Source organism: Paraburkholderia sediminicola, assembly GCF_046027355.1.
GTDB classification, from domain to species: Bacteria; Pseudomonadota; Gammaproteobacteria; order Burkholderiales; family Burkholderiaceae; genus Paraburkholderia; species Paraburkholderia sediminicola_B.
The window spans coordinates 226,473-251,672 of sequence record NZ_JAQQEK010000004.1; the positions used below are offsets into that span (position 1 = coordinate 226,473).

Here is a 25,200-nt window from a genome sequence, read left to right on the forward strand (position 1 = left end):
AGCCTATGAGCGACAACTCTGGACGAAAAGTCGTGCCTGGCGGTGAATCAGCGGGGCTGTTTGATGCCGCATGCAACACCGTCCGCGATATGACTCAGGCCCGATGCGCAGTCGTGATAGTCGTCGACGGCGCAGCTGGTTCGGGATATTCGGTGATCGACCCACTGGATGCGCAGGTGTTGCTACCGGACATCTTGCAGCAGATCGCTGATGCATTGCGCGGGCAACTGATGAAGAGCTTGCAGTAGCAGGACGGACACCCCGCCGACCGAGTCGCGCTCGACCCGCCAGCCACGAACGGCCGGTAAGAGCGAAGCAGCATCCGCTCAGCTTGGGCACTGCGACAGTCGCTTCATGGCCCGGACCGTGCCAAAACGCCAAAGATCCACGGACGTAATGACAGGAGCGTCCAACACCGAGTCACCCCTTCCGATTTCCCGCAAATAGGCCTGGCCATTCGACGGGTGCCGCGTCGACGCGAAGCCCGGATTGGCAGGAGCGTGGACGGCATTGAGAGGCTGATTGTCAGCCATCTGATGTCGCCGGTGCGAGAGCGTCCGAACACGCGAGTATGGCTACTGCGCCATCCCCAGATCCGCAATCGTCGCGGCAAGAAAACGCGCCGCCTCGCCGCCCGTGACGACCCGATGGTCGAATGTCAGACTCAGCGGCAAGATCCGATGCACCGCGGGAATCCCGGCTGCCGCCACGACCTGCTCGTGAATGCGCCCGGCTCCGAGAATCGCGACAGTGGGCGGCACAACTATGGGAGCCGCATATTTACCGGCGATCATGCCAAAATTCGACAGCGTAATCGTGTTGCCGCGCAGTTCTTCCGGAGGGATCTTGCGTGCCCGGATGTCGGCGCGCATCCGGTCGAGCCCGCCGCGCAGATCCGCTGCGTCGCGATGCGCGACGTCGCGCAACACCGGCACGAAGAGGCCATCCGGCAGATCGACGGCAATGCCAAGATCGATCTTCTCCAGCACGTGGCGCCGGCCCGTGTGTCCTTCGAACCATGCGTTGAGCCCAGGTTCGGCGCGGCATCCGGCCACCAGAGCGCGGATCAGCCGGATCGTGACATCGCTATGCGGCGGCCATGCATGAATGTCGGCGTCGTCGATGACGGTCGCGGCCGCCACTTCGCTCTGCGCCCGCGCCATGTTCTGCGCCATCGCACGCCGCACGCCGCGCAGCACTTCGGGCGGCCCGAGTTCGGCGAGTACCTTCGCGACGCGCTGCACATCTGCCGCCGTGATGACGCCCTCCGGCCCCGACGGCGTCACCATCGCCAGGTCGACATCCAGCTTGCGCGCGAGCGCCCGCGCCGCCGGGATCGCCTTGATCACACCGGCACCCGCGCCGATGCCGCCGCCAGACGCCGCCGGCGCTTCCTGCACAACATGCTGGCCGACCTCCATATGGCCGACCACAGTGCCGGCATCGGCTTCGTCGCCCTCTCCTTCGAATGCGACGAGCGACGCACCCAGATGCACGACGTCGCCCGGCTGACCGAACAGCTTCGCGATGCGGCCGGCTTGAGGCGACGGAATTTCGACGATCGCTTTCGCCGTTTCGACTGACAACAGCGGTTGATCCGCGCGAATGTCCTCGCCGCTCCTGACGTGCCACTCGACGATCTCTGCTTCCTGCAAGCCTTCTCCGAGATCGGGCAGTTTGAAGATTTTCATGGCTTCACGACGCCTCCAGAGCCTGCCGGACCGCGGCAACGATTCGCTCCGCACCTGGCATATATTGATTCTCAAGTCTGTAAAGCGGCACCACTACGTCATATCCACTGACGCGTTGCACCGGCGCGAGCAGCGAGTACAGTCCGCGCTCGGCGATATTGGCGGCAATCTCCGCGCCAACCCCTCCAGTGCGCGAGCCCTCGTGCACGATCACACAACGTCCGGTTTTCGCCACCGACGCAAGAATGGTGTTCATGTCCAGCGGCTTGAGCGTCGCCACATCGATCACGTCGGCCATCACGCCTTCCTGCGCGAGCAGATCGGCCGCGACCTGCGCGTCCTGCAATGCTCCCCCCCAACTCACCAGGGTGACGTCCGACCCATCGCGCAACGTCAAGCAACTGTCGAGCGGCAGCGCTTCGCCGCTATCCTCCACCGGCTGCCTGAAGAGCCGGTACAGTCGCGTCGGCTCGAAGAAGATCACTGGGTCCGGGTCACGGATTGACGCGAGCAGCAAACCGTACGCGCGCGCTGGCGATGACGGTGTCACGACACGCAATCCAGGGATGTGGGTGAACAACGCTTCAGGGCTTTCCGAATGATGCTCCGGCGCGTGAATCCCAGCGCCGCACGGCGCACGGATCACTAGCGGACACGTCAGCCGTCCGCGTGTTCGATGCCGCAGACGCGACGCGTGATTCAGAATGTGGTCGATGGCCGGATAGATGAACCCGCTGAACTGGATCTCCACGACTGGCTTCAGGCCCATCGCCGCCATGCCGATCGCAGTGCCGGCAATCGCCGTTTCGGACAACGGCGTATCGATCACACGCTGCGCACCGAATCGGGCCTGCAACCCGACCGTCGCGCGAAACACGCCGCCGTTCCCGCCGATGTCCTCACCAAGCAGCAGGACGGCAGGGTCGTGCGCCAGTTCATAGGCGAGCGCCTGATTAAGCGCTTCGACCATGTTGAGGTCAGCCATGCTGGTTCCCCGTGGCAGGAGCAAAACGTTGTGCCATCGCGAGTTGCTCACGCATCGCTTGTGGCAAGGTCTCGTACAGGTGATCGAACATGGCGGAGGTGTCCGGCGGCGGTATCGCCAGATACGCATCGACGGCCTGCTCGACCTGCGCAAGACACGCCTTGCCGAGTTGTTCGTCCTGCGCCTTGTCCCAGACGTGCATGCGCGTCAGGTAGGTGCGCAACCGCAGCAGCGGCTCGTATTCCCATTGCTTGCTGAGGACCTCGGAGTCGCGATAGCGCGTCGCGTCATCGGCTGTCGTGTGATCGCCAAGGCGATAGCTGAGCGCTTCGATCAGCGTCGGGCCATCGCCGCGGCGAGCCTTGGCGAGCGCCGCGTGGACCACCTGATGCACCGCGATCACGTCGTTGCCGTCGACCTGCAGTCCGTCGATTCCCGCAGCGATCGCTTTTTGCGCGAGCGTTCGCGCAGCGCTCTGGCGGCTGCGCGGCACCGAGATCGCCCACTGGTTGTTATTGACCACGAGGACAAGCGGCGCCCGCCAGACGCCAGCCATGTTCATTGCCTCGTAGAAGTCGCCTTTGGACGTGCCACCGTCGCCTAATATCGCCACCGCGACGCGCGGTTCGTGACGCAGCAGGAACGCGTAGGCCGCGCCGGCGGCATGGCACACCTGCGTGCCGATCGGCACACAGTTCGGGAAATCGTAGCGGGGCACGCTGAAGTCGCTGCCGCGCTCGTCGCCGCCCCAATACAGCAGACTTTCCGTCATCGTGACGCCGCGCAGCAATTGCGCGGCGTGATCGCGATACGAAGGAAACAGCACATCGTCAGGCTGCATTGCGCTGGCGACGCCGACGCCAATCGCCTCCTGGCCGACCGACGACGCGAAGGTGCCGAGCTTGCCGGTACGCTGCAGCGCCACCGCCTTCGTGTCGAACGCCCGCGTCAGCACCATCGCGCGATAGAGCGGAATCAGCTCCGTCGGGTCCCGTGCGAACGCAGGCAACGGCTGAGCAGGCTCGCCGTCGGGGCCAAGGTATTGCGTGTAGCCGATATGAAAACTGGCAGCCGTGGTCATGACCGCCCCTCCATGTTCATTCAGATATCGTATACGCGCCGGAGTTCGCACGCACGAGCGCTACCGCACGAACACTGCTGCGTTGCGCACTCAAACCGCAGCGCGTGCGAACCCGATTCTGGGCGATGCCAGCGCGCACAAGGGGTCCACTGCCTCGCCCGTTATTCACACGCGGCAAGGTAGCCGCGCATACGAACCGGATGCTCGATTGTCGCGATGCACCATCGGATGGATGGCACGCGCCATCGGTCGCGTTTGCCATGACAGTAAAGCAGTCGCCACGAGAACATGGCATGGACGGCAACCAGTGGAATAACGCGCGCTTACGCGCAGTAGTTCAGCAGCGTCTTCGGCTGACGGAGCCGGCATCGCGCACGGGTCGGGCAGCTACGAGGTCGGCGTAGGACTGCGCGACCCTCCGTAGCCCGGTTCATGCGTCCGGGCGCGGGCGGAGTCGGATACTGTCGCAGGTCACCAAGGGACAAATCTGGTGAGCAGGTCTCTTTCCGTCCACTGCATCGCCGCATCACCTCGTCGCTTCTCCTGTAACTTCTCGAAGTTCTTCGCTGGTGTGCCGCCCCGTCCTGCCTTGACACCGGCGTAATGACGAAGGTATGCCCCCTTGATAGAGCGCGGTGTGACAGACGATTCAAGTTCGATCAGACGAGAGGCCACTCCTCTGGACCCAATGCAAACAATGAAGATACCCTCGCTGATCCGTGTCGGTGTGGGATCTGGTTGCACGGAGCATCGCGGCCGCGCTCAATGACGGCGATGAACAACTGCCAGCAAGACCGACTCTTCCTGAGGTCTTCGTGCACGAAAGCGATGTTCTACGGTATGTGCGCCTGCGCGAGATACCTGAACCGGCGAGAACGCTTTTCCGGACCAACCTAGCTTACTCAACGCGTCATCTCATTGAAGACGCCCCGGAGCCGATGGACTGCGCGTACGCATAGGACTGGCAAGACTTTCTGACTGGAGCCCGATAGTGTCGCAAGCGTTCCCAAGTGCCAGCTACTTAAGATGAAAGTGCGTACCCTCGTGAAACGTTTTGCGACATGGCGCTGGAACAGTCGGGAACGCTACCGGCAACGCGCTATCGAGCTGCTCTTTGCAAACGCAATAGATTCGGCTTGGCATGGCCGCCCTCGTCATTCCATGTCGTCAGCCACGGCATCGGCTTCCTGCCGCAATGTGGGAGATAAGAATAGTGTTGACTTCGCTTTGGGCACGTCAGGTTCCTGCGCGCTGTTGCGTGCCTCTCTGTGGCGACGGTGCCGCTGTTACCACTTCACGACCTGAATTACCTCGCCCGTGATGTCATCTACCAGGCACCGCCTGTACGCCTGGGCTACCGCTGCGGCGGGAACGCCCCAGATTATTCCTAAATCCCCGCTTGTGCACCAAGTGCACTGCTCTGAACACTACTATTTATCGCGACCAAGGTCGCCCACATCCAGAACCAGTGCACATGTTGTGCCGACCGGCAGCGCCGCAGGGCGGCCGTTTGGTTACCCGCCGGCGGTGACCCGTCGCGAAACCTGAATATTGGCATGCCTTGCCAAGTACCCAAGTGTCACTCTGGGACTTGGTGCTGCCGCCGGGAAGCGCAACCTGATGCTCCGGAAGGCAGAGCAGCATGGAGGTTCCATTAGGGGCCTCGGTCGTCGCTAGGACCTCGGCGAGCTGCGACGGAAAGCAATCGGCATCTTGCCAGCCGTGCGAGGCTTCGGGCCGAGTAGCCGGTGCGCCAATGCCTTACAGGTTCTGCGAGGAATTGAGCCCAGTCTTCGACACGATTCGGCGGGATGTAGATTTGTCCCCTATCAGTCCCCCCGAACGTACGGATATCGGGAGGGCGTATTTAGGGGCAATCCGCGCGAGCCGAGGTGCTACAAACGCTCGACGTGGGGCTGACCGCCGCGTAGGTGCGTCACGTGTTCTAAAAAAAGCACAATTGGCCCAGTACCATGCCCACAAGTTCTCGTCGCCCGGCAAGGAACTGCGCGAGTTCGTGGAGGCAGCATCTGGCTTCGTGTTCTCAGGCGCTCGGAGTAGTATGGTCATGTCCACCTAACCACCAGGAGGGGAGACCATGACTGCCTGTCAGCAATGTGGTGGCCAAGGAAAAATCAAGTGCGAAAAATGTGGCGGGACGGGAAAGGTGCAGATAACCGAAATCGAGACTGTTTCAGACATGTCTCACACGTCCAACACCATCACATGCCCAAAATGCGACGGAGAGCGGTGGCAGCTCTGCACACGATGTTACGGTTCCGGAGAAGTCCATGATAACGAGACCTCCGATATTTTCGACCCTGAAGGCAGAGATACCTGACTTCCTCAGGAGAAGGCCAGGAAGACTCAATTGGCAGTTGCAAGTGCGATAGAACTGTTGATGTATGGGCCCGCCGCATACCCCTGCTTTCTAGTAATGGGTACGGCGGCCCTTAACATCAAGCAACGGACCGTCTACTGTCGGCCGAACAGGGGCAGCCGCTTGGCAGGCGTTCGAGCGCATGTGTGCTGGCGACCTGCAGTTGTTGCCGGTCGAGCTGCCGACGTTCCATCGTGCAGTTGTCCTGAGCCTGGACGCATCCCGGTATGGCCGCCCGCCACGCAGGCGAACGATGCACTACTTCATAAGGCCGCCGTTCGGAGCGGATGTCGTAAAAATTACAAAACATGCTCATTTCGAGGCGCGCGAAGCACCAGTAATCCGGTTATCGCTTCGGTGGGTATGGCGTACGCGACCGGTATTCGATGGACCGACCGGATCCAGTCAACGTGATCGGACAAAGGGCGACACGCCGTGCACCAGTCGTTTCCATTTTCTACAGGAGTCCGTACCATGGCACTCTCCCGCCGGCGTTTCATGTTACTTACCGCATCCGTTGCATCAACGACGGTTCTTTCCGCTGAGTCGCGAGCCGACGCCCCGTTGCTTGCCGAGAACGATCCGACCGCACAGGCACTTGGCTACAAGACGGACGCTGCGAAAGTGGACAAGACCAAATTTCCCCGGTATCAGACTGAGCAGACATGCGCTAATTGCCAGCTGTATCAGGGCAAGCCCGGCTCGGCGACAGGCCCCTGCCCAACCTACGGCGGCAAGCTGGTTTATGCAAAGGGATGGTGTAACGCTTACGTGAAAAAGGCCTGAATCTGGCGCACCGATGCTCAGCCACATGTAGTTGCATGTCGTTGCATGAGCAAGCAGTGTCGACCGGAACGGTAGCCCCCTCGATATCGCGTGTCGATGTCCGTCAGGCGTCGCAGCGGACCGATCGCAGTCTGGATTTTTTTCGACTCTTTGGCCCGGGCCAACTCTGCCCGGCCCATATCGAATGCCGGTGAAGAGTCGAGGTGCGTGGAGGCATCAGGGAACAACGAATCCGACGTTCAATCCTGGTCGATCCTGGGGTGCAGGCATTTCCACCAACGGCCTTCGCGATGGTCATGGCGACGGGCATCGTCTCGATCAGAGCGGCATCGCCAGCCTTTTGATCAATGACGTCGCCTGTGACATTCGGGCGCGGGACGACCGACCCTGTGGCCATTCTGCAAAGCCTGCATCAGCGATTGACGAAAGCCCGCGCCCCGACAGATGCGGCAGTGCGCCTTCGCAAGTATTCGGATGAAATACCTGATTGCGTCCGAAATGCGGATGTGTAGGATGGAGCCAACGTCAGCGCCCCCGTGCGCGGCGTGTGTGTTCGGGCCGCAGCAATGTCTGCGGCTTTTTTTATGAATTCGGAATATCTCCTGCACTTGCGCCGGCCATCCCGTGTCCCTAACTTCGAGAGCACAAACGGCCGGCGCAGACTTACCCGAGGGAGAACGGTGGTCTCGGATGTCGCCGACCGTCGATATGGGCTTTGACGTATTCAGTGGCAAACATGCATGCTGCGTTCTCGGAAGCGAAGTACCCAAGAATGCCAAATGATTCGCGTTTGCCGTTCCGGTGCATCACTATAGCGCCGACTGAGTGCTGCGGTGTGGGGGCTCAGACGGTTAGTTGCGTCTTTCCGCCCCAGTCGTGTCGCCGGGTGCGTGCAATGCGGAGGAAAATAACCAATTAGTCACGCCGGCGGACGGCAACCGACTTCCTTTACGGCGTTGCTCCGGCGTCGCGGAGCGACGTGATCTCCCGATGCTCCCTCACCGGCCGATTTATCCAACGGGACCTTCATGGTCGGTCGAAGCGTAACGGACCATTGATTTGCCAGCGTAGAGAGTGGGGAACTCGGCCTTAGCCGACGACTTGCCCGAAGGCCGATCTAACGTGGGCGTCTTTTTTGCGTTGGACTCTGTCAGTGGCTAGTTGCCTGCGGGGATCTGTTCGAAGGCTGTGGACCTTCTGGGTTAGGATGAAAGCACCGTACTCGCTCAACGCGCCGCGCGCGAGAATCTTCGGGCTGGAGATTCAGCCAGTACTCGATCTCCTGCGACGCTGCAATGAGATCTCCTGAAATCAGACGCTGTTGAATGCGAGACTCAAGGGCATGACGCGGCGCTTCTCGGGCGCCGCTGGGTTTTGATAATCATATGGCCGGCCTGCCTCCGTTCCGTTAGAACGGCTGACGTATAGTCAGGGTGCAAACCCACCGACTTGACGCACAGGAGGCCGGCTATATGATTATCAGAACCAAGCCAGAAACACCCCAACTCTTGCCGCCAAAAAGTTTTGGCAACGGTCGAGCGACTTCGGTTTCTTCATCGCGCCAATCTGGGTCAATCCGCTGCCCGCATCCGGCAACACTCAGCACGGCCGGATACGTAGGCCCGAACGCTGGTCGAAGAAATAAACACGCTCGCGGTTCGCCCGCAGGCCGACCTCCGCGCCGATCTCTCCAGCAAACATGTTCGACACCTTCACGACTATCTGCTGCTCTCCGACGTTCAGCGTGACGAGCGAGTGATCGCCGATCAATTCGACCGAATAGATGTGTCCCCGGAACTCACCATCAGCCGCGGTGACGAGCATGCAGTCTTCGGGACGCACGCCAAGCACCGCCTCCCCATGATGATTTACGTCCGCAACCAGCGCCAGACCTTCCGACTCGAAGCGGTTGTTCGTCAGCGTGCCGCGCAGAAAATTCATTGGCGGCGAACCAATGAAGCCCGCGACGAACAGATTGGCGGGGTCCGAATAAATGCGCGCTGGGACGTCGAGTTGTTGCAGCACGCCTTTGTCGATCAGCGCAACACGATGCGCAAGGGTCATTGCCTCGATCTGGTCATGTGTGACGTAGATCGTAGTGACACCGAGTTCATGCTGCATGTGCTTGAGTTCGGCACGCATATGGCCGCGCAGCTTCGCATCGAGGTTCGACAGCGGTTCGTCCATCAGAAACGCCGCGGGGCGGCGAACAATGGCGCGAGCGAGCGCGACGCGCTGCCGCTGGCCACCCGATAACTGACGCGGATACCGGTCGAGCTGCGGTTCAAGATGAACGCTCGCCGCCACGTCGCGCACCGCCACATCGATCTCGGCCTTCGCGCGCTTTCTCACGATCAGCGGGTAAGCAATATTTTCGAACACCGTCTTATGCGGATACAGCGCGTAGGACTGAAATACCATCGCAACATCACGATCGCGCGGCAGTTGCTGTGTCACGTCGTTGTCGCCGACGTAGATGCTCCCCTCACTCGCCGATTCGAGTCCCGCGATGATGCGCAACGCGGTCGTCTTGCCGCAACCAGATTCGCCGAGAAGGACAAGAAACTCGCCCGCATGTACGTCCAGTGACAGGTCGTGCAGTACGCGCGTGTCTCCGAAGGTCTTGCTGACATTGCGCAGCGAGACGCTCTTCGAATGCGGCACCGTCGAGCTCGCGAAATGCGACGGGCGTGGCGCCTGCGTCTCCATGTCGTTCATCCTTTGACCGCTCCCACGAGAATGCCTTTGACGATGAAGCGCTGTAGCGTGAGCGTGAGTAGCATCACCGGCAGGATCATGATCAGAATCAGCACCGACATGTTCCACCACTGCGGCCCCCGAGTGGCGTTCTGCGCGGCGACGAGAAGTGGCAGGGTTTGCGCGTTGGCCGTCGACAGAAAGAGCGCGAACAGATACTCGTTCCAGGAGAGGATCAGCACGAGCAGGCCTGTCGCCACGATACCCGGCGCGACGAGCGGGACCACGATGCCAAACAGGATGGCAAAGCGTGTCGCGCCGTCGATCTGTGCGCTCTCCTCGATTTCTTTCGGCACGCTGGCGAAAAAATCGAACATCAGCCAGACGACAATCGGCACATTCGCTGTCGCATAGGTGATGATCAGCGCGGTCCGGGTGTCGAGCAACCCGATGCTCTTGAAGGTCAGGTAGATCGGGATCACCGTGACGACCGGCGGCAAGATGCGTTGAGAAATAATCCAGAAGAGAATGTCGTCGTTGCCGAAATGGCGCCTTGCGCGTCGGATGATCGGGCGCAGCAGCAGGAAAAAGAGCGCGCCGCAAACGGCTACTGCGATCCGCAGATCCACACCGCCCCAGCCGACGGCGGCCACCACCACGGCCAGCATCAGAACGCCGAGACCCACCGCCGCGACGGGCGGTCTGTACTCGATGCGCGCGAGGGCGTAAGCCGCTATTGAGCCCAGGAACACGGCGGCAGCCGTGGAGAACGTGGCAATGATCAGCGAATTCACGTAGGGACGAAACGTGTCCGGCCCGAGGTCGACGAAGATGTAATGCCAAGCGTCGAGACTCGGCTTGAAGTCGATGAATGGCACGTAGGCCGGCCCGTTCGATACGTCGATAGGCAGCTTGAACGACGTGATCGCCATCCAGTACAACGGAAACAATACGACCAGCGTCCATAAGCCAAGCAGGCCGTAGGCAATCACCCGGGTGCCGATGGGGATCTCATCGAGCCGTGCGGGAACAAAGAGGCGCCGGATCATGATTGCCCCCCTCGCGCGCGCCGCACGACGAGTTGAAAAAATGACACACACGCGATCGTCGACACGAAGAACAACATGTAGGCGACGGCCGACGCGCCGCCGAGATTCAGCGTGCGCCACTCGATGAATGCGTGCAGTGTCATTGATTCTGTCGCAATGCCGGGGCCGCCATTGGTCAGCACGTTCGGCAGGTCGACCACCTTGAACGCTTCGATCAGGCGAATCAGCACCGCGCTCGCGGCGACCGGCGCGATCGACGGCCAGGTCACGTCGCGAAAGATCCGCCAGCTCGACGCCCCATCGAGTTGCGCGGCCTCGATCTGGTCACGCGAGGTGCCTTCCAGCGCGGCCAGCAAAACGAGAAACATGAAAGGCACCCACTGCCAGGTATCCCCGATGATGACCACAATGCGCGCAAGCCACGGGTCCGCCGCCCACGAGATATGCCCCAGCCCAAGCCACGCCCAAACCGGCGCAAGCGGGCCAACTGCGGTATCCGCCATCATGCGGAACATGTACGCGATGCCAACGGGTGTCACCATCAGCGGCAGAAAGAACAGAATCCGGAAAAATCGGCCGCCCTTGAGCGGCAACGTGCACAGGTAGGCGAGCCCGAGACCCAACAGGAACTGCAGCGCCACGCCGAACACCACGTAAAAGAGCGTCACCATCAGGCTGCCCAGCTCGCCGCTGTGACCGACCGTATTGGCGGCAAGCCACACGAGCGCCAGCAAGGACGCAGCAGTGATCAGCCGGCCGATGCCGCCGACGACAGAGCGATGCCTGCCGCGCAGGTAACTGAGGAGCCACCAGCCTGTAGCGAGCGCGGCAGCGACCATCACCGAGAGGCTAATAATGCCAGGCGGCCGGAATACACCGACAAAGTGAAATTGCTGGCTGCCGCTGAAAAGCCTCACGTAGTTGCGCATGCCGACGAACTTCAGTTCGTAGCCTCCCTCGCCGAGCGAGAACCGGATCAACGACAGATAGGCGGACGTGACTAGCGGAAAGATCGAAAAGCCGAGAATGAGCAGCACGGCCGGCAGCACGAACACGTAGGGAGCCTGACGATCCAGCCAGTTGGCAACGGATGACCTGCGCGACGCGCGTCGCTGTGAAGCAGGTGACGAAACGTGCGACGAAGATTGCATGAGCCAGTCTCGTGTCATCGTTACGGCAGACGAACGACATTCGGACGCCGTTCGTCATCGCCTCTTCGGAAGCGGCGCCGGTTGCCGCAGACCGGCGCGGCATGCGGCTATTTGGCGCCGATCGACGCCTTGTAGGCCTTCAACTGGCCGTCCTTTCCAAGGTCATCGGTAATTTCATCCCAGCCTGTCTGGATCGCCTTCATGGTGGCGTCGGCATCAAGTTCCCCCGCGAGAAACCGCGCCACCGCGGTGTCCAGTACGACTTGCTCGTAGCGCTGGTTCTGCGGGATACGCAGATCGATGATCATATTCGGGCTTTGCAGACTGGCCTTGATGGCGCCGAGGTAGGAGGCCGCCGCCGCGTCGCTCATGCCGGACTTCTTCCAGATCGACATGTCCGTGAACTGCGATCGGCGATACGGATTGAAACCGGTCGCACCGATCGTCACGTCAATATTCGATTGAGCAGGCTGGCTCATGTACGAGAGAAACGCGTACGCTGCATCCTTCACCTTGGGGTTGGCCTTGGCATTGATCCCGCCGGACCACCCGCCGAATGCTGCAAAAGGCGCATGGTTGACGCCCTCCACCGCATACGGGCACGTACTCTTGTCGCACGCCACCAGCTTGCCGGTGCCACGGTTCAACACCTTCGTCGAGCCCGGCAGGATGACCGCGCCGACCTTGTCGATCACCTTCGACTGCTTCGGGTCGATCGCCAGCACGCCGACGTCACCCCAGTCGAGCGTCAGCGCGCAGTGTCCTGAAATGAAGGCGCTGCGCGTATCGCCGACGTCGAGATTGATTTCGTTCGGCGGCCCGTATTGGGTCGATTCCTTGTAGACGTTCAGCGCGGCCTTGAACGCATCATTGTCGACGAGCGGCTTGAAGTTGGCCGGGTCGAAGAAGGCTCCTTGCGCCGTCCCTTTCGACTGGATGTAGCCACCCGCAATCGAGATGATCGCCCAGTACGCCTGTGCGTTGCGCTTCTTCGAAATACAGGAACCCGCAACCGGTTTACCGTCGCCGCCGAATACCTTGCCGTTCGCTGCCTTCGCGATGTCCAGGTAATCGTCCCAGGTTTTCGGCGGCTGCTTGCCGAGCCGTTTCAGAATGTCGGTCCGGTAGTAGACCATCTGGAAGTCGCCGTCGAGCGCAACCAGATAGGTCTTGCCATTGAAACGCTCCGAAAAATCGCGGAAGAACGGCATGACGTCGTCTTCCTTCAGCGCCGGATCATGGGCGACGCGCGCCGACAGGTCCTCGAGGAAGCCGCCCTTCGTGTAGTCGACCATCCATTGCGGGGCGAACACCGCGGCGTCGACCGAGTTCGTACCGGAGGCCCAATCGGTCAGCAGCTTCTGGTACAAGTCGGAGAACGGCACGGTCAGAATGTTGACTTTGGCACCCGTGAGCTTTTCGAAGTCAGGCGCACGGCGCTGCAGCGGCTCCGCGATTTGTGGACCCACGAACGTCATCACATTGATGGTGACGCCATGGAAATCTTCTGCAGCGAGCGCATGCCCCGCTGCCATGAACCACGCAGCCGCCAGGGCGACGGCCACGCTTGCACGTTTGACGAGTTTCATTTTTTGTCTCCTCCATACCGAGTTGACTACGCTGCGCTCGGCGGCTGGCGAGCAGCCCGCCCGATGCGCCCGGACTGCGGCGGTCCGGAGACTCCTACGAAGACTCGTGCGAAGGCCGGTCTACTCCTCGAACAAATCGGGCCGTTCGCTGGCAAAGCGCCGCAACTCTGCAACGACTTCATCCAGATGACGGTGCATCGCGTGGGCCGCAGCTTCGGCGTCACGCTCCGCGATCGCCTCGAAGATGCGCACGTGCTCCTCGAGTGTATGAATATGACGTTCCGGACTCCCCAGCAACTGGCGCGCACGATCAAGCGCGCCGCGCGACGTGGCGACGATTTCCTTTACGCGAGGCAAGTCGATAGCGTCGAGCAGGATCTCGTGGAAGGCGAGATCGAGCAGGTGAAATTCATGGCGCAATCCTTTGGCCACGGCCTCGCGTTGCTTGTCGAGGTTGGCGGCGAGCGCCTCCAGAGTCGCGTCGGAACGCGTCGACGACAGGCCGCGCACGGTCTCGACTTCGAGCGCGCTGCGGATAAACAGATGCTGGCGGATGTCGTGAATCACGATCGGCTTCACACGCGTGCCGCGTTGCGGCAACACCTCGACGAGCCCAGCGGTTGCAAGCTTCGCAAGCGCCGCGGACACCGGAAAACGCGACACACCCATCCGTTCGCAGACCGCCTGCTTGTCGATCATCATTCCCGGCTCCAGCGCCAGCGTGACGATAGCCTCGCGCAACGCCTCTGCCACGGCGTCGGTCAAACTACTCCGTTCGCCGCCCTGCAGTTTCTGCAATGCGGCATAAGGGCCGATGGCCGCTGACTTCATGGATCAAGAGGCTCACGGAGAGCTTGATTTACGACTAACATGCTAGCATGCTAGGTGGTGAAATCAGTGCTGTCAACGCGTGCTAACGCTTGGAATGTGGCCTCGTGTGTGCTTGCCAGCGGCGCTTGGTGCGAGCCATACGCGCGTACCATCCTGGCTGCCGCACCGGCCACCCTTGGGGGGCGTCCAGATGACCACGATCACGAACCTGTCCGTTCGGGACATCCGCTTCCCGACCTCCCGCTCGCTCGATGGCTCCGATGCGATGAATGCGGCGCCGGATTATTCGGCCACCTACGTCGTGCTCGAAACAGACTCACCGGAACAGATGGCGGGACACGGACTCACCTTCACCATCGGCCGGGGTAACGAAATTTGCGTGACCGCGGTGAACTCGCTGGCGCCGCTCATCGTCGGCAAGACCCTCGAAGACATCGTTGCCGACATGGGTTCGTTCTGGCGCGCCCTCACGTCAGACAGCCAGTTGCGCTGGATCGGTCCGGAGAAAGGCGCGATTCACCTCGCGACTGCCGCTATCGTGAATGCCGTGTGGGACCTGTGGGCGAAGACGGAACGCAAACCGGTCTGGAAACTCCTGGTGGACATGAGCCCGGAGGCGCTGGTGCGCTGTCTTGACTTCCGCTACGTCACAGATGCACTAACACCCCACGAAGCGCTTGCGATCCTGCGGCGCCACGCGGCCACCAAAGCTGAGCGCGAAACGGAGATGCTGGCGAACGGCTATCCGGCTTACACCACGTCGGCGGGCTGGCTCGGTTACGACGATGAAAAGATCCGCCGCCTCGCTCGCGAAGGCGTGGCCCAGGGATGGACGCACTTCAAGCAGAAAGTTGGCGGCAATCTCGACGAGGACGTGCGGCGCGCGCGCATTCTGCGCGACGAAATCGGCGCTGATCGCAAGCTGATGATGGACGCCAACCAGGTGTGGGAAGTCGACGAAGCCGTCGCCAACATGCGGCGCCTCGCAGAGTTCGACCCGTGGTGGATCGAAGAGCCGACGAGCCCCGACGATATCCTGGGGCACGCGGCCATCCGCCGGCGCGTCGCCCCGATCGGTGTGGCGACCGGCGAACATTGCCATAACCGCGTGATGTTCAAGCAGCTATTGCAGGCGCGGGCGATCGATTTTTGCCAGGTCGACAGTTGCCGGCTCGGCGGTCTCAACGAGGTGCTCGTCGTGTTGCTGATGGCGGCGAAGTTCGGTGTGCCGGTATGTCCGCACGCGGGTGGTGTCGGGCTGTGCGAGTACGTGCAGCATATCGCTCTGTTCGATTACATCTGCGTGTCAGCATCGCTTGAAAACCGCGTACTCGAATACGTCGACCACCTGCACCAGCACTTCGTCGACCCCGTCGTAATTCGCAACGGACGCTATAAGCCGCCGCAACTGCCCGGCTATAGCATCGAAATGCGCGCCGAGTCGCTCGACCAATTTCACTTTCCGCAAGGGGCGGCGTGGCGGGCGTGAATTTTTCCCAGGCATTCCCAGAATACCGAGCGACCGTCCGAGAACGTACACTCGTCGTTATTCCCTGTGCTGAGAAAAACTGTGCCTGTCATCACCTGCATCGAAGATTTACGCGTGCTTGCTCAACGGCGTGTGCCGCGCATGTTCTACGACTACGCCGACAGTGGCTCATGGACCGAGAGTACCTACCGCGCGAATGAAAGCGACTTCCAGCGCCTCAAGCTGCGCCAGCGAGTGGCGGTCAACATGGCGGGCCGCAGCACGCGCACGGAAATGGTCGGTCAGGAGGCCGCCATGCCCGTAGCCCTCGCGCCGACTGGCTTGACCGGCATGCAACATGCGGACGGCGAAATCCTCGCTGCACGCGCGGCGGAGAAGTTCGGCGTCCCGTTCACCTTGTCCACGATGAGCATCTGCTCGATCGAGGACGTTGCCGCCGAGACCAGCAAGCCGTTCTGGTTCCAACTTTATATGATGCGCGACCGCGATTTCATTGTGCGGTTAATTGAGCGGGCTCGCGCGGCACGGTGCAGCGCCCTGATGCTGACGCTGGACCTTCAGATCCTCGGCCAACGCCACAAGGACATCAAGAACGGGCTGTCGGCGCCGCCCAAACTGACCCCAGCGAACCTCATAAATCTGGCGACCAGGCCGCGCTGGTGCCTCGGCATGCTCGGCACCCGGCGGCGCACCTTCGGCAACATCGTCGGTCATGCAAAGGGTGTAGGCGATCTATCGTCCCTGAGTTCGTGGACCGCCGAACAGTTCGATCCGGCGCTGAGTTGGGCGGACGTCGAGTGGGTCAAGAAGCTTTGGGGTGGCAAACTCATTCTGAAAGGCATCATGGATGTCGAAGATGCGCGCCTTGCCGCCAACAGCGGTGCCGACGCGCTGATCGTCTCCAACCATGGCGGCCGCCAACTCGACGGTGCACCCTCTTCGATCTCGGCACTCCCCGAGATCGCGCGTGAGATCGGCTCGCGCCTCGAGGTGTGGATGGATGGCGGCATCCGCAGCGGACAGGACGTGCTGAAAGCCGTTGCGCTCGGCGCCAGGGGCACGCTGATCGGCCGCAGCTTCCTCTACGGCCTGGGTGCGATGGGAGAGGCTGGTGTCACACAGTGCCTGCAGATCATCCAGAAGGAACTGGACATCACCATGGCCTTTTGCGGCCACACTGACATCCGTCAGGTGGACGAGCGGATCCTGCTGCCTGACAGGCGTTGAAGACCGGCGCCAGGCGCCACACCTGGCGGTGGACGGTGTTCAGCCAGATGTTCGGCGTATTCCGTTCGCCGCATCTTCTTTCGGGCCGCAATCTTCCGATGCTTGCAGAAACGTCCAACTCCACCAGTGCAGACCGAACTTGTGGATCCGGTGAAGCAGTGCTTCATGCCGGTTGATCCGCTCGTCGAGCGTAGACGAGAGCGCGCAAAAGTTGGGGAGGCTCGCAAGGAGGGCCGCTTGTGCGACCGGTAGCGGCATCGGTTTCGTCTGGAGTAGGCCGATCGGTCTCGCCACGGTAGGAGCAAGCCATGCGGTTGATCATCGAAGCAAGGTTGGTCGACGCAGACAATGATACGGTCGAGGAAGGTGACGGAGTTCTGGCTGTGATTGAGCGCCCTAACTGTTGTCTTGCCGAACTGGGCCTGACTCTCGCGGAAGGGCGGTCGCTGCTGGCAAAGGTGCAGGCCGATCTCATTTCGAAACAGGTGCAGTCGTGGCTCTCAGGCCAGACGCATTGTCGCAGCTGCGGTGCGGCCTTAAATCACAAGGACAGCCGATCGACGGTGCTGCGCACCGTCTACGGCAAAGTGACGGTGAAGAGTCCGCGGCTGTGGTCGTGTGCTTGCCAGCGGACTGCGCGGACGCCACACCATGTTGTACATCCTTTGTCCAAAGAACTAAGCTGGCGCGTCGCACCGGAGCTGGAATACCTCCAGACGAAGTGGGCAGCTCATTTGCCATACCGGCAGGCCGCGGCCATGCTCAAGGAAGTGCTGCCGCTGGACAAGGGCATTTCGTCCAGCGGCATCCGGAATCGGATTCTCGACATTGGAAAGGAGCTCGACGCTGATATCGAGCGAGACATTGCGAAGCTGACCCAGACCGTCGCAGACGTGCAGGTTCGCGAATCCAGCCATGTCGCGGCCGTGAGCGTCGACTCGGCGTGGCTGCGAAATTGCGACCCAGGGAGAGGCCCTGGCCGCCACGTCAATATCGTCGCCGGGAGGGCGACGTTCACCGATGGTCCTCCAAAACTGTATGCGTATGTGCTCAGGGAGGTTACCTCGGCTGCAGCGCGACTCGATCAGTTCCTCAGCCGGAATGGTGTGGCGAGCGATGAACGCGTGACCGTGATCAGCGACGACGCTGGTGAATTTGCAAAGACGGTCGAGGGCAGTCAACTGGCTCGCGGCCGGATCCTCGACTGGTTCCACATTGCGATGAAGTTCCAGGCGGCGCTGCGTTCCGTGTTCGGCAGCAAGATGATCGACTCGATGGACCAGGAGTCAGTGGAGACCGAAATCACGCACGCGAAGTGGTTGGTCTGGCATGGCAAGGGCAGCAAGGCGGTCGAGCGGATAAAGGCACTGGACAGTCGGTTGCTGGCGAGAGAAGGATACGCATTCAAAACGCTGTGGTGGAATCTGAACACCGTCTCCAGTTATCTGGAGAACAACGCGCGCACGTTGGTCAACTACAGCGCGCGGCATCGCAAGGGCTTGCCGATCAGCAACAGCATCGCCGAGTCTGCGGTGAACCAGGTTGTCAGCTACCGTATGGCCAAGAAGCGACAGATGCGCTGGACTGACAAAGGAGCGCATGGCAAGGCGCAGGTCAGAGTCGCAGTTTTGAACGGGGAATTCTCGTCACATCGCATCTCGGGGTTCAAGATAGCCACGTCGCGACACGGTGAATGCACCACGGTAGCATTGCCAGGCCGGCACCGAACAACGAACAGAACAGATCCTGCAACCCTGCCATAAGCCAGTGCGGTCAGACGAAATCGACCTCCCCAACTTTTGAACGGTCTCAAGCGCCGGCAACAGCTGGGCATTTTTCTGACGACGGCTATCGCCGAGCCGGTACAACGGTTGTTTCGCGCAAGATGACGGCTCGCTTTGGCCCGGTTGCTGTTCTCGTTTCGCGGATCGCGCCTACTCATCCGACTCCTTAATAGTTGACATCTATGTTCGATGCTGCACCGCGGCGCCGAATCTTGGCTTGGAGCACACTTTGTTGTGCAAAAGAGGAGCGCGCGCGTTTGGAGCAAACTTTGTTGTGCGCCCATAGCCGAAAAAAAAGGCGTCACGTTGCCGTGACGCCTTAAAAAGTTCTAGCCATTCCGAGGGCCGTGCTAGAACCTGAGAGACGGTATTCGAAAGTTTGGCCTGCGATGCGGCGCCTGTACGGTGCGCGACATGGACTGTTGCGGTGGACTATGAGAAGACACTCGACACAGACATTGTGCGGGCCACGGCAGGTTCAAAAACTTCAAAATACAGAACCTGAAACCGTCTTTCGAAATGAGATTCCATTTTTTATGGTTATGCTGACTAAGTCAAGCAAAATCTAAAGAGGCGTCATTCGTCGCGGCAAAATATTCCGATACAATGAATCTTCTGATGAAAATTCACTTCAATTCCCCATTTTTGGGCGTCGCTAGCGCTTTGAGAGACGGTTGCCAGCAAGACTGTGAAGAAAAAAATTGAAATAAAGTTCCAGAAAAACACATGAACCGACCCACGCCCTCCCGAACCGCCGCAGACCCGGCCAAAGACAAAGACGGCTCCGGCGACGAAGTGACCGCCCTCGCGCGCGGCTTGACGGTGCTGCGCTCCGTCGCAGCCGCCGACGCGCCGCTCAGCAACCGCGAACTGACCGAGCTGACCGGCATTCCCAAGCCCACCGTGTCGCGGATCACCGCCACGCTGGTCAGCGCGGGCTTCCTGTTCCGTCTGCCCGACAGCGAGCGTTTCGTGCTGACCTCGTCGGTGCTGGAGTTGAGCAATGGCTTTCTGCGCAACTTCGACATCCGCGCTCGCGCGCGGCCGTTCCTGATCGAACTCGCCGAACGCACTGCGCTGTCCGTGCATCTGGCCGTGCGCGACCGCCTCGACATGGTGGTGATCGATGCGATCCGGCCGCGTTCGGCGGTGCTGGTGTCGCGCCTCGAGATCGGCTCGCGCATGAATCTGAGCCGCACCGCCATCGGCCGCGCCTATCTGGCCGCGCTCGAAGCACCGGAACGGGAAAAATTGCTGATCGGCTTGCAGGCGGCTGAAGGCGACGACTGGGGCCACGTCAGCAGCCGGCTCGACAGCGCATTACAGGAAACCATCGAGCGCGGCTTCGCGATTGCCACGGGCGAATGGTACGACGGACTGAACGCGATCGCACTGGGTTTCACAGGACCGTCGGGCGAGCGCTATGCGGTCAATTGCGGCGGCTCCGCCGACCAGTGCCCGCGCGACTGGCTGATCTCGCGCGCCGCGCCGGCCCTGCTCGAGTGCGTCGCCAAAATCGTGCTGGAGATCGGCGGCACACCGGGGCGCCGCCTGGATACCTGAAACGGCGGCGGGTTCGCCGGTCGGCGGCCAGGGTTGTTGCAAGACATCCTGTAACCTTCGTAATCAAAAGAAAAATACGCGGGTGGACTGTTACAGAGCCCGCGACGTAGGATCATGCCTTCCTGTCGCGGGACGCGCGCCCGGCTTGCCGTTTTCCCCTTCGATAACGTTCCGGCCGCCTGTTTCGATGCCGCATTGCGTTAACATCTCTGTCCCGCGCCTCGGGTAGCATCGCGCTGAACGAGCGCGGCGCACCCGTTGTCGAAACCGCCTGTCATGCCATTCGCGTGCCGGTCCGCCGAACTGTCGAAACGGCACGAACGCGCGAGCGGCTCACATCCAAGCCAGTCACCTGACCGAACCGATGGACGAACAACAAAAGCATTCGGAAACCACACGCCCTGTTCCTCCGGCTTCCCAACCGTCCTCCAGCGGCGGCCCCGCCGGCACACCGAACCCGCCGCCAGGCATGGTGAAGCGGCACCGCGGCCGCAATATCGCGTTGATCATCGCGGCGCTGGTCATCCTCGGGGTGGTGCTGTGGCGCTGGCATCCGTGGGGCGGTCCCGGCGGTGGCGCGAGCGGCGCGGCCGGCGCCAGCGACGCCCGAGCCGGCCGCGCGGGCCGCAGCGGTGCCATGGGCAATATGCCTCAGCCGGTGCATGTGGCAGCCGCGACGCAGGGCGAAATGCCGGTGGTGCTAACCGCGCTCGGCACGGTCACGCCGCTGGCCAACGTCACCGTGCTGCCGCAGTTGAGCGGCGTGTTGCAGGACGTATATTTCAAGGAAGGCCAGATGGTCAAGAAGGGTGACGTGCTGGCCCAGATCGACCCGCGCCCCTATCAGATCTCGCTGGACAACGCGCAAGGCACGCTCGCGCGCGACGAGGCCCTGCTGCAAACCGCCCGCCTCGACCTGAAGCGCTATCAGACGCTGCTCTCGCAGGACTCTATCGCCAGCCAGCAGGTGGATACGCAGGCCTCGCTGGTGCGGCAATACGAAGGCACGGTGAAGTCCGACAAGGCCAATATCGACACCTTCAAGCTCGACCTCGTGTATGCGCGCATCACCGCGCCGGTGTCGGGACGCGTCGGCCTGCGCCAGGTCGATCCGGGCAACTACGTGACGCCGAGTTTGGCCAACGGCCTCGTCGTGATTACCCAGTTGCAGCCGATCAGCGTGATCTTCACCACCTCCGAAGACAATCTGCAGCAGATCATCCAGCAGACCCAGTCGGGCGCGAAGCTCTCGGTCACCGCGTATGACCGCAGCAACACCACGTCGCTCGAAGGCGGCATGCTCGAAACGCTGGACAACCAGATCGACACCACCACCGGCACGGTCAAGCTGCGCGCGATCTTCCAGAACAGCAAGAACCTGCTGTTTCCGAATCAGTTCGTAAACACGCGCCTGCTGGTCGATACGATCAAGGACGCCGTGATCGTGCCGACACCGGCCGTGCTCAACGGCTCGATGGGCCCGTTCGTGTACGTCGTGAAGGCGGACAACACCGTGACCGTGCGGCCGGTCAAGGTCGGCCCCGTGGATGGCGAGCGCACCAGCATCCAATCCGGCCTGGCCGTGGGCGAGCGCGTCGTGATCGACGGTTCGGACCGGCTCAAGGAAGGCGCGAAGATCACGATTCCGGCCGACAAGCCTCGTGGTGCTTCAGGTGCCCGGGGGGCGGCCGCTGCATCGGGCGCATCCGGCGCCCACGCGCATCATGGCAAACACGCGGCGCAAGCCTCGCAATAAGGGCATGGCACTTACCGCATGAATCCATCTCGCGCCTTTATTCTGCGTCCCGTCGGCACCGCGCTGCTGATGGCGGCGATCATGCTGGTCGGTCTCGTCGCACTGCGCTTTTTGCCGCTCTCGGCGCTGCCCGAGGTCGACTATCCGACCATCCAGGTGCAGACCTTCTATCCGGGCGCGAGCCCGGACGTGATGACGTCGTCGGTCACCGCGCCGCTCGAGCGCCAGTTCGGGCAGATGCCGTCGCTGAATCAGATGTCGTCGCAAAGCTCGGCCGGCTCGTCGATCATCACATTGCAGTTCAGCCTCGATCTGCCGCTCGATATCGCCGAGCAGGAAGTCCAGGCCGCCATCAACGCGGCCGGCAACCTGCTGCCGTCCGACCTGCCCGCGCCGCCGATCTACGCCAAGGTCAATCCGGCCGACGCGCCGATCATCACGCTCGCGATCACCTCGAAGACGTTGCCGCTCACCCAGGTGCAGGATCTGGCCGACACGCGTCTCGCGCAGAAAATTTCGCAGGTGGCGGGCGTGGGTCTGGTGAGCCTGTCGGGCGGCCAGCGTCCGGCCGTGCGGATTCAGGCAAACCCGCGCGCGCTCGCCGCGTACGGTCTGAATCTGGACGACTTGCGCACTACCATCTCGAACCTGAACGTCAACACGCCGAAGGGTAACTTCGACGGCCCCACGCGCAACTACACGATCAACGCGAACGACCAGTTGACCGATGCCGACGCCTACAAGAGCGCGGTGGTCGCGTACAAGAACGGCCGCGCGGTGATGCTGACCGACGTCGCCACCATCGTGCAGGGCGCGGAGAACACCAAGCTCGGCGCGTGGGTCGACGGCACGCCCGCGATCATTCTGAACGTGCAGCGCCAGCCGGGCGCGAACGTGATTCAGGTGGTGGACAGCATCAAGAAGCTGCTGCCGCAGTTGCAGCAGGCGCTGCCCGCCGCGCTCGACGTGCAGATCGTCACCGACCGCACCACCACGATCCGCGCTTCCGTGCGCGACGTGCAGTTCGAACTGGCCATGTCGGTCGTGCTGGTGGTGCTGGTCATGTACCTGTTCCTCGCCAACGTCTACGCGACCATCATTCCGAGTCTCTCGGTGCCGCTGTCGCTGATCGGCACGCTCGCCGTGATGTACCTGTGCGGCTTCTCGCTCGACAACTTATCGTTGATGGCGCTGACCATCGCGACAGGCTTCGTGGTGGACGACGCGATCGTGATGATCGAGAACATCGCGCGTTACGTGGAGGAAGGCGAAGCGCCGCTCGAAGCCGCGCTGAAGGGCTCGAAACAGATCGGCTTCACGATTATTTCGCTGACGGTGTCGCTGATCGCCGTGCTGATTCCGCTGCTCTTCATGGGCGATGTGGTCGGCCGCCTGTTCCACGAATTCGCCATTACGCTCGCCGTGACGATCGTGATCTCGGCGGTCGTGTCGCTCACACTCGTGCCGATGATGTGCGCCAAACTGCTGCGCCACACGCCGCCGCACGAGAGCCATCGTTTCGAAGCCAAGGCGCACCGCGCGATCGACTGGGTGATCGCGCGTTATGCGGTCGCGCTCACGTGGGTGCTGAACCGGCAACGCTCCACGCTGGTCGTCGCGGTGCTCACGCTGGTGCTGACCGGCGTGCTGTATGTGTTCATTCCGAAGGGCTTCTTCCCGGTGCAGGACACCGGCGTAATCCAGGCGATCACGCAGGCGCCGCAGTCGGTGTCGTATGCGTCGATGGCCGAGCGCCAGCAGGAACTCGCCGCGCAGATCCTGAAGAATCCGGATGTGGAAAGCCTGACCTCGTTCATCGGCGTGGACGGCAGCAATATCACGCTGAACAGCGGCCGCATGCTGATCAACCTGAAGCCGCGCGACGACCGCAGCAACACCGCGAGCGAAGTGATCCGCCAATTGCAGCGGGACGTGGCGCATATTCCCGGCGCGTCGCTGTACATGCAGCCGGTGCAGGATCTGACGATCGACTCGACCGTCAGCCCGACGCAGTACCAGTTCATGCTGACCGATCCGAACATCAGCGAATTCACCACGTGGGTGCCGAAGCTGATCGATCGGTTGAGGCAATCGCCCGAACTCGCGGACGTGGCCACTGACCTTCAGGACAACGGCCAGTCGGTCTACATCGAAATCGACCGCGCCACCGCGTCGCGTTACGGCATCACGCCGGCCACCGTGGACAGCGCGCTGTATGACGCGTTCGGCCAACGCATCATCTCGACCATCTTCACGCAGTCGAATCAGTATCGAGTGATCCTGGAAGCGCAGCCGGAGATGCAGCATTACACCGAGTCGCTGAAGTCGATCTATCTGCCCTCTTCCACATCCACGGGTGGACAGGTGCCGCTGTCGTCGATCGCGCGTTTCATCGAGAAGCCCGCACCGTTGCTGGTCACGCACCTGAGCCAGTTCCCGGCCACCACCGTGTCGTTCAACCTCGCGCCGGGCTCGTCGCTCGGCGCGGCGGTCAAGGCGATCGACCAGGCGGAGAAGGACATCGGCATGCCCGCGTCGTTCCAGACCCGCTACCAGGGCGCGGCGCTGGCGTTCCAGGCGTCGCTGTCGAACGAGCTGTTCCTGATTCTCGCGGCGATCGTCACGATGTACATCGTGCTGGGCGTGCTGTACGAGAGCTTCATCCATCCGATCACGATTCTCTCGACGTTGCCCTCGGCCGGTGTCGGCGCGTTGCTGGCGCTGCTGATCACCGGGCACGACCTGGACATCATCGGCATCATCGGTATCGTGCTCTTGATCGGCATCGTGAAGAAGAACGCGATCATGATGATCGACTTCGCGCTCTATGCCGAGCGCGAGGAAGGCAAGCCGCCGCGCGAAGCGATCTATCAGGCGTGTCTGCTGCGCTTCCGCCCGATTCTGATGACCACGCTCGCCGCCCTGCTCGGCGCGCTGCCGCTGATGCTCGGCACCGGCGCCGGCTCGGAATTGCGCCGTCCACTCGGTATCGCGATTGCGGGCGGGTTGATCGTCAGCCAGTTGCTGACGCTGTTCACCACGCCGGTGATCTACCTCGCGTTCGACTCGCTGGGCCGTCGCGCGCGTGAGCGCTTCAATCGTGGCAAGCCTACGCCGCCCGTCACCGATGCAGGGAACTGA

At 61.7% G+C, this 25,200-nt stretch carries 17 protein-coding genes and 1 pseudogene; 9 read left to right on the plus strand and 9 right to left on the minus strand.

Features of this window, described 5'->3' with window-relative positions; all coding sequences use genetic code 11:
- Positions 1-5: 5 nt before the first annotated feature.
- Positions 6-248: a hypothetical protein gene (locus tag PQR42_RS09305; RefSeq protein WP_408207699.1), complete on the plus strand. Its 243-nt coding sequence runs from the start codon at positions 6-8 to the stop codon at positions 246-248.
- Positions 249-575: 327 nt separating this feature from the next.
- Here PQR42_RS09305 and PQR42_RS09310 read toward each other — a convergent pair whose 3' ends face one another.
- The 4 genes and pseudogenes from PQR42_RS09310 to PQR42_RS09325 all read right to left on the minus strand — a co-directional run bounded on the left by PQR42_RS09310 (position 576) and on the right by PQR42_RS09325 (position 5,624).
- Complete coding sequence (locus PQR42_RS09310) at positions 576-1,691, minus strand: dihydrolipoamide acetyltransferase family protein (RefSeq protein WP_408386170.1); 1,116 nt, start codon at positions 1,689-1,691, stop codon at positions 576-578.
- Positions 1,692-1,695: 4 nt separating this feature from the next.
- Positions 1,696-2,676, minus strand: a complete 981-nt coding sequence (locus PQR42_RS09315) for an alpha-ketoacid dehydrogenase subunit beta (RefSeq protein WP_408386168.1) — start codon at positions 2,674-2,676, stop codon at positions 1,696-1,698.
- Entirely contained in the window at positions 2,669-3,757 is a 1,089-nt protein-coding gene (pdhA, locus tag PQR42_RS09320; RefSeq protein WP_408386166.1) for a pyruvate dehydrogenase (acetyl-transferring) E1 component subunit alpha, read from the minus strand. Before pdhA ends, PQR42_RS09315 begins: the two co-directional genes overlap by 8 nt.
- A gap of 1,434 nt (positions 3,758-5,191) precedes the next feature.
- A pseudogene (locus PQR42_RS09325) lies at positions 5,192-5,624 on the minus strand (DUF6946 family protein).
- A gap of 231 nt (positions 5,625-5,855) precedes the next feature.
- Here PQR42_RS09325 and PQR42_RS45825 point away from each other — a divergent pair.
- Both PQR42_RS45825 and PQR42_RS09330 read left to right on the plus strand, forming a co-directional pair.
- Positions 5,856-6,098 (plus strand): hypothetical protein, encoded by a 243-nt coding sequence (locus tag PQR42_RS45825; RefSeq protein WP_494478182.1) that lies wholly within the window; start codon positions 5,856-5,858, stop codon positions 6,096-6,098.
- 513 nt (positions 6,099-6,611) lie between these two features.
- A complete protein-coding gene (locus PQR42_RS09330) occupies positions 6,612-6,923 on the plus strand; it encodes a high-potential iron-sulfur protein (RefSeq protein ID WP_408386164.1) in 312 nt (103 codons plus the stop codon).
- A gap of 1,599 nt (positions 6,924-8,522) precedes the next feature.
- On the opposite strand, the gene PQR42_RS09335 is transcribed toward PQR42_RS09330, so the two are convergent.
- The 5 genes from PQR42_RS09335 to PQR42_RS09355 form a co-directional block, all read right to left on the minus strand.
- Positions 8,523-9,641 (minus strand): ABC transporter ATP-binding protein, encoded by a 1,119-nt coding sequence (locus tag PQR42_RS09335; protein ID WP_408386162.1) that lies wholly within the window; start codon positions 9,639-9,641, stop codon positions 8,523-8,525.
- Positions 9,638-10,669: a carbohydrate ABC transporter permease gene (locus PQR42_RS09340; protein WP_408207711.1), complete on the minus strand. Its 1,032-nt coding sequence runs from the start codon at positions 10,667-10,669 to the stop codon at positions 9,638-9,640. The genes PQR42_RS09335 and PQR42_RS09340 overlap by 4 nt, the downstream gene beginning before the upstream one ends.
- Positions 10,666-11,820 (minus strand): carbohydrate ABC transporter permease, encoded by a 1,155-nt coding sequence (locus PQR42_RS09345; RefSeq protein ID WP_408386159.1) that lies wholly within the window; start codon positions 11,818-11,820, stop codon positions 10,666-10,668. The genes PQR42_RS09340 and PQR42_RS09345 overlap by 4 nt, the downstream gene beginning before the upstream one ends.
- Positions 11,821-11,927: 107 nt before the next feature.
- Complete coding sequence (locus PQR42_RS09350; protein ID WP_408386157.1) at positions 11,928-13,409, minus strand: extracellular solute-binding protein; 1,482 nt, start codon at positions 13,407-13,409, stop codon at positions 11,928-11,930.
- Positions 13,410-13,529: 120 nt separating this feature from the next.
- Positions 13,530-14,240, minus strand: a complete 711-nt coding sequence (locus PQR42_RS09355) for a GntR family transcriptional regulator (protein ID WP_408207717.1) — start codon at positions 14,238-14,240, stop codon at positions 13,530-13,532.
- A 190-nt stretch (positions 14,241-14,430) separates the two neighbouring features.
- On the opposite strand from PQR42_RS09355, the gene PQR42_RS09360 reads away from it, so the two are divergent.
- The 6 genes from PQR42_RS09360 (at position 14,431) to PQR42_RS09385 (ending at position 25,200) form a co-directional block, all read left to right on the plus strand.
- Positions 14,431-15,729: an L-fuconate dehydratase gene (locus tag PQR42_RS09360; RefSeq protein ID WP_408207719.1), complete on the plus strand. Its 1,299-nt coding sequence runs from the start codon at positions 14,431-14,433 to the stop codon at positions 15,727-15,729.
- Positions 15,730-15,810: 81 nt separating this feature from the next.
- On the plus strand, positions 15,811-16,956 hold the full coding sequence (locus tag PQR42_RS09365; RefSeq protein WP_408386155.1) for an alpha-hydroxy acid oxidase: 1,146 nt from the start codon (positions 15,811-15,813) through the stop codon (positions 16,954-16,956).
- 308 nt (positions 16,957-17,264) lie between these two features.
- Positions 17,265-18,719 carry an ISKra4 family transposase gene (locus tag PQR42_RS09370; RefSeq protein ID WP_408386153.1) on the plus strand — a complete coding sequence of 485 codons (1,455 nt, stop codon included), beginning with the start codon at positions 17,265-17,267 and terminating at the stop codon, positions 18,717-18,719.
- A gap of 747 nt (positions 18,720-19,466) precedes the next feature.
- Complete coding sequence (locus tag PQR42_RS09375; protein WP_408386151.1) at positions 19,467-20,303, plus strand: IclR family transcriptional regulator; 837 nt, start codon at positions 19,467-19,469, stop codon at positions 20,301-20,303.
- 364 nt (positions 20,304-20,667) lie between these two features.
- The gene (locus PQR42_RS09380) at positions 20,668-22,059 is read left to right on the plus strand and encodes an MdtA/MuxA family multidrug efflux RND transporter periplasmic adaptor subunit (protein WP_408493623.1); all 1,392 of its coding nucleotides are present in this window, start codon (positions 20,668-20,670) and stop codon (positions 22,057-22,059) included.
- Between the two features lie 18 nt (positions 22,060-22,077).
- Entirely contained in the window at positions 22,078-25,200 is a 3,123-nt protein-coding gene (locus PQR42_RS09385; RefSeq protein ID WP_408207729.1) for an MdtB/MuxB family multidrug efflux RND transporter permease subunit, read from the plus strand.

Coding starts and splice junctions, on each gene's coding strand:
- PQR42_RS09305 (WP_408207699.1), top strand. CDS start 6: ATGAGCGACAACTCTGGACGAAAAGTCGTGCCTGGCGGTGAATCAGCG.
- PQR42_RS09355 (WP_408207717.1), bottom strand. CDS start 14,240: ATGAAGTCAGCGGCCATCGGCCCTTATGCCGCATTGCAGAAACTGCAG.
- PQR42_RS09315 (WP_408386168.1), bottom strand. CDS start 2,676: ATGGCTGACCTCAACATGGTCGAAGCGCTTAATCAGGCGCTCGCCTAT.
- PQR42_RS09330 (WP_408386164.1), top strand. CDS start 6,612: ATGGCACTCTCCCGCCGGCGTTTCATGTTACTTACCGCATCCGTTGCA.
- PQR42_RS09335 (WP_408386162.1), bottom strand. CDS start 9,641: ATGAACGACATGGAGACGCAGGCGCCACGCCCGTCGCATTTCGCGAGC.
- PQR42_RS09345 (WP_408386159.1), bottom strand. CDS start 11,820: ATGCAATCTTCGTCGCACGTTTCGTCACCTGCTTCACAGCGACGCGCG.
- PQR42_RS09375 (WP_408386151.1), top strand. CDS start 19,467: ATGAACCGACCCACGCCCTCCCGAACCGCCGCAGACCCGGCCAAAGAC.
- PQR42_RS09380 (WP_408493623.1), top strand. CDS start 20,668: ATGGACGAACAACAAAAGCATTCGGAAACCACACGCCCTGTTCCTCCG.
- PQR42_RS09360 (WP_408207719.1), top strand. CDS start 14,431: ATGACCACGATCACGAACCTGTCCGTTCGGGACATCCGCTTCCCGACC.
- PQR42_RS09370 (WP_408386153.1), top strand. CDS start 17,265: ATGCGGTTGATCATCGAAGCAAGGTTGGTCGACGCAGACAATGATACG.
- PQR42_RS45825 (WP_494478182.1), top strand. CDS start 5,856: ATGACTGCCTGTCAGCAATGTGGTGGCCAAGGAAAAATCAAGTGCGAA.
- pdhA (WP_408386166.1), bottom strand. CDS start 3,757: ATGACCACGGCTGCCAGTTTTCATATCGGCTACACGCAATACCTTGGC.
- PQR42_RS09350 (WP_408386157.1), bottom strand. CDS start 13,409: ATGAAACTCGTCAAACGTGCAAGCGTGGCCGTCGCCCTGGCGGCTGCG.
- PQR42_RS09385 (WP_408207729.1), top strand. CDS start 22,078: ATGAATCCATCTCGCGCCTTTATTCTGCGTCCCGTCGGCACCGCGCTG.
- PQR42_RS09340 (WP_408207711.1), bottom strand. CDS start 10,669: ATGATCCGGCGCCTCTTTGTTCCCGCACGGCTCGATGAGATCCCCATC.
- PQR42_RS09310 (WP_408386170.1), bottom strand. CDS start 1,691: ATGAAAATCTTCAAACTGCCCGATCTCGGAGAAGGCTTGCAGGAAGCA.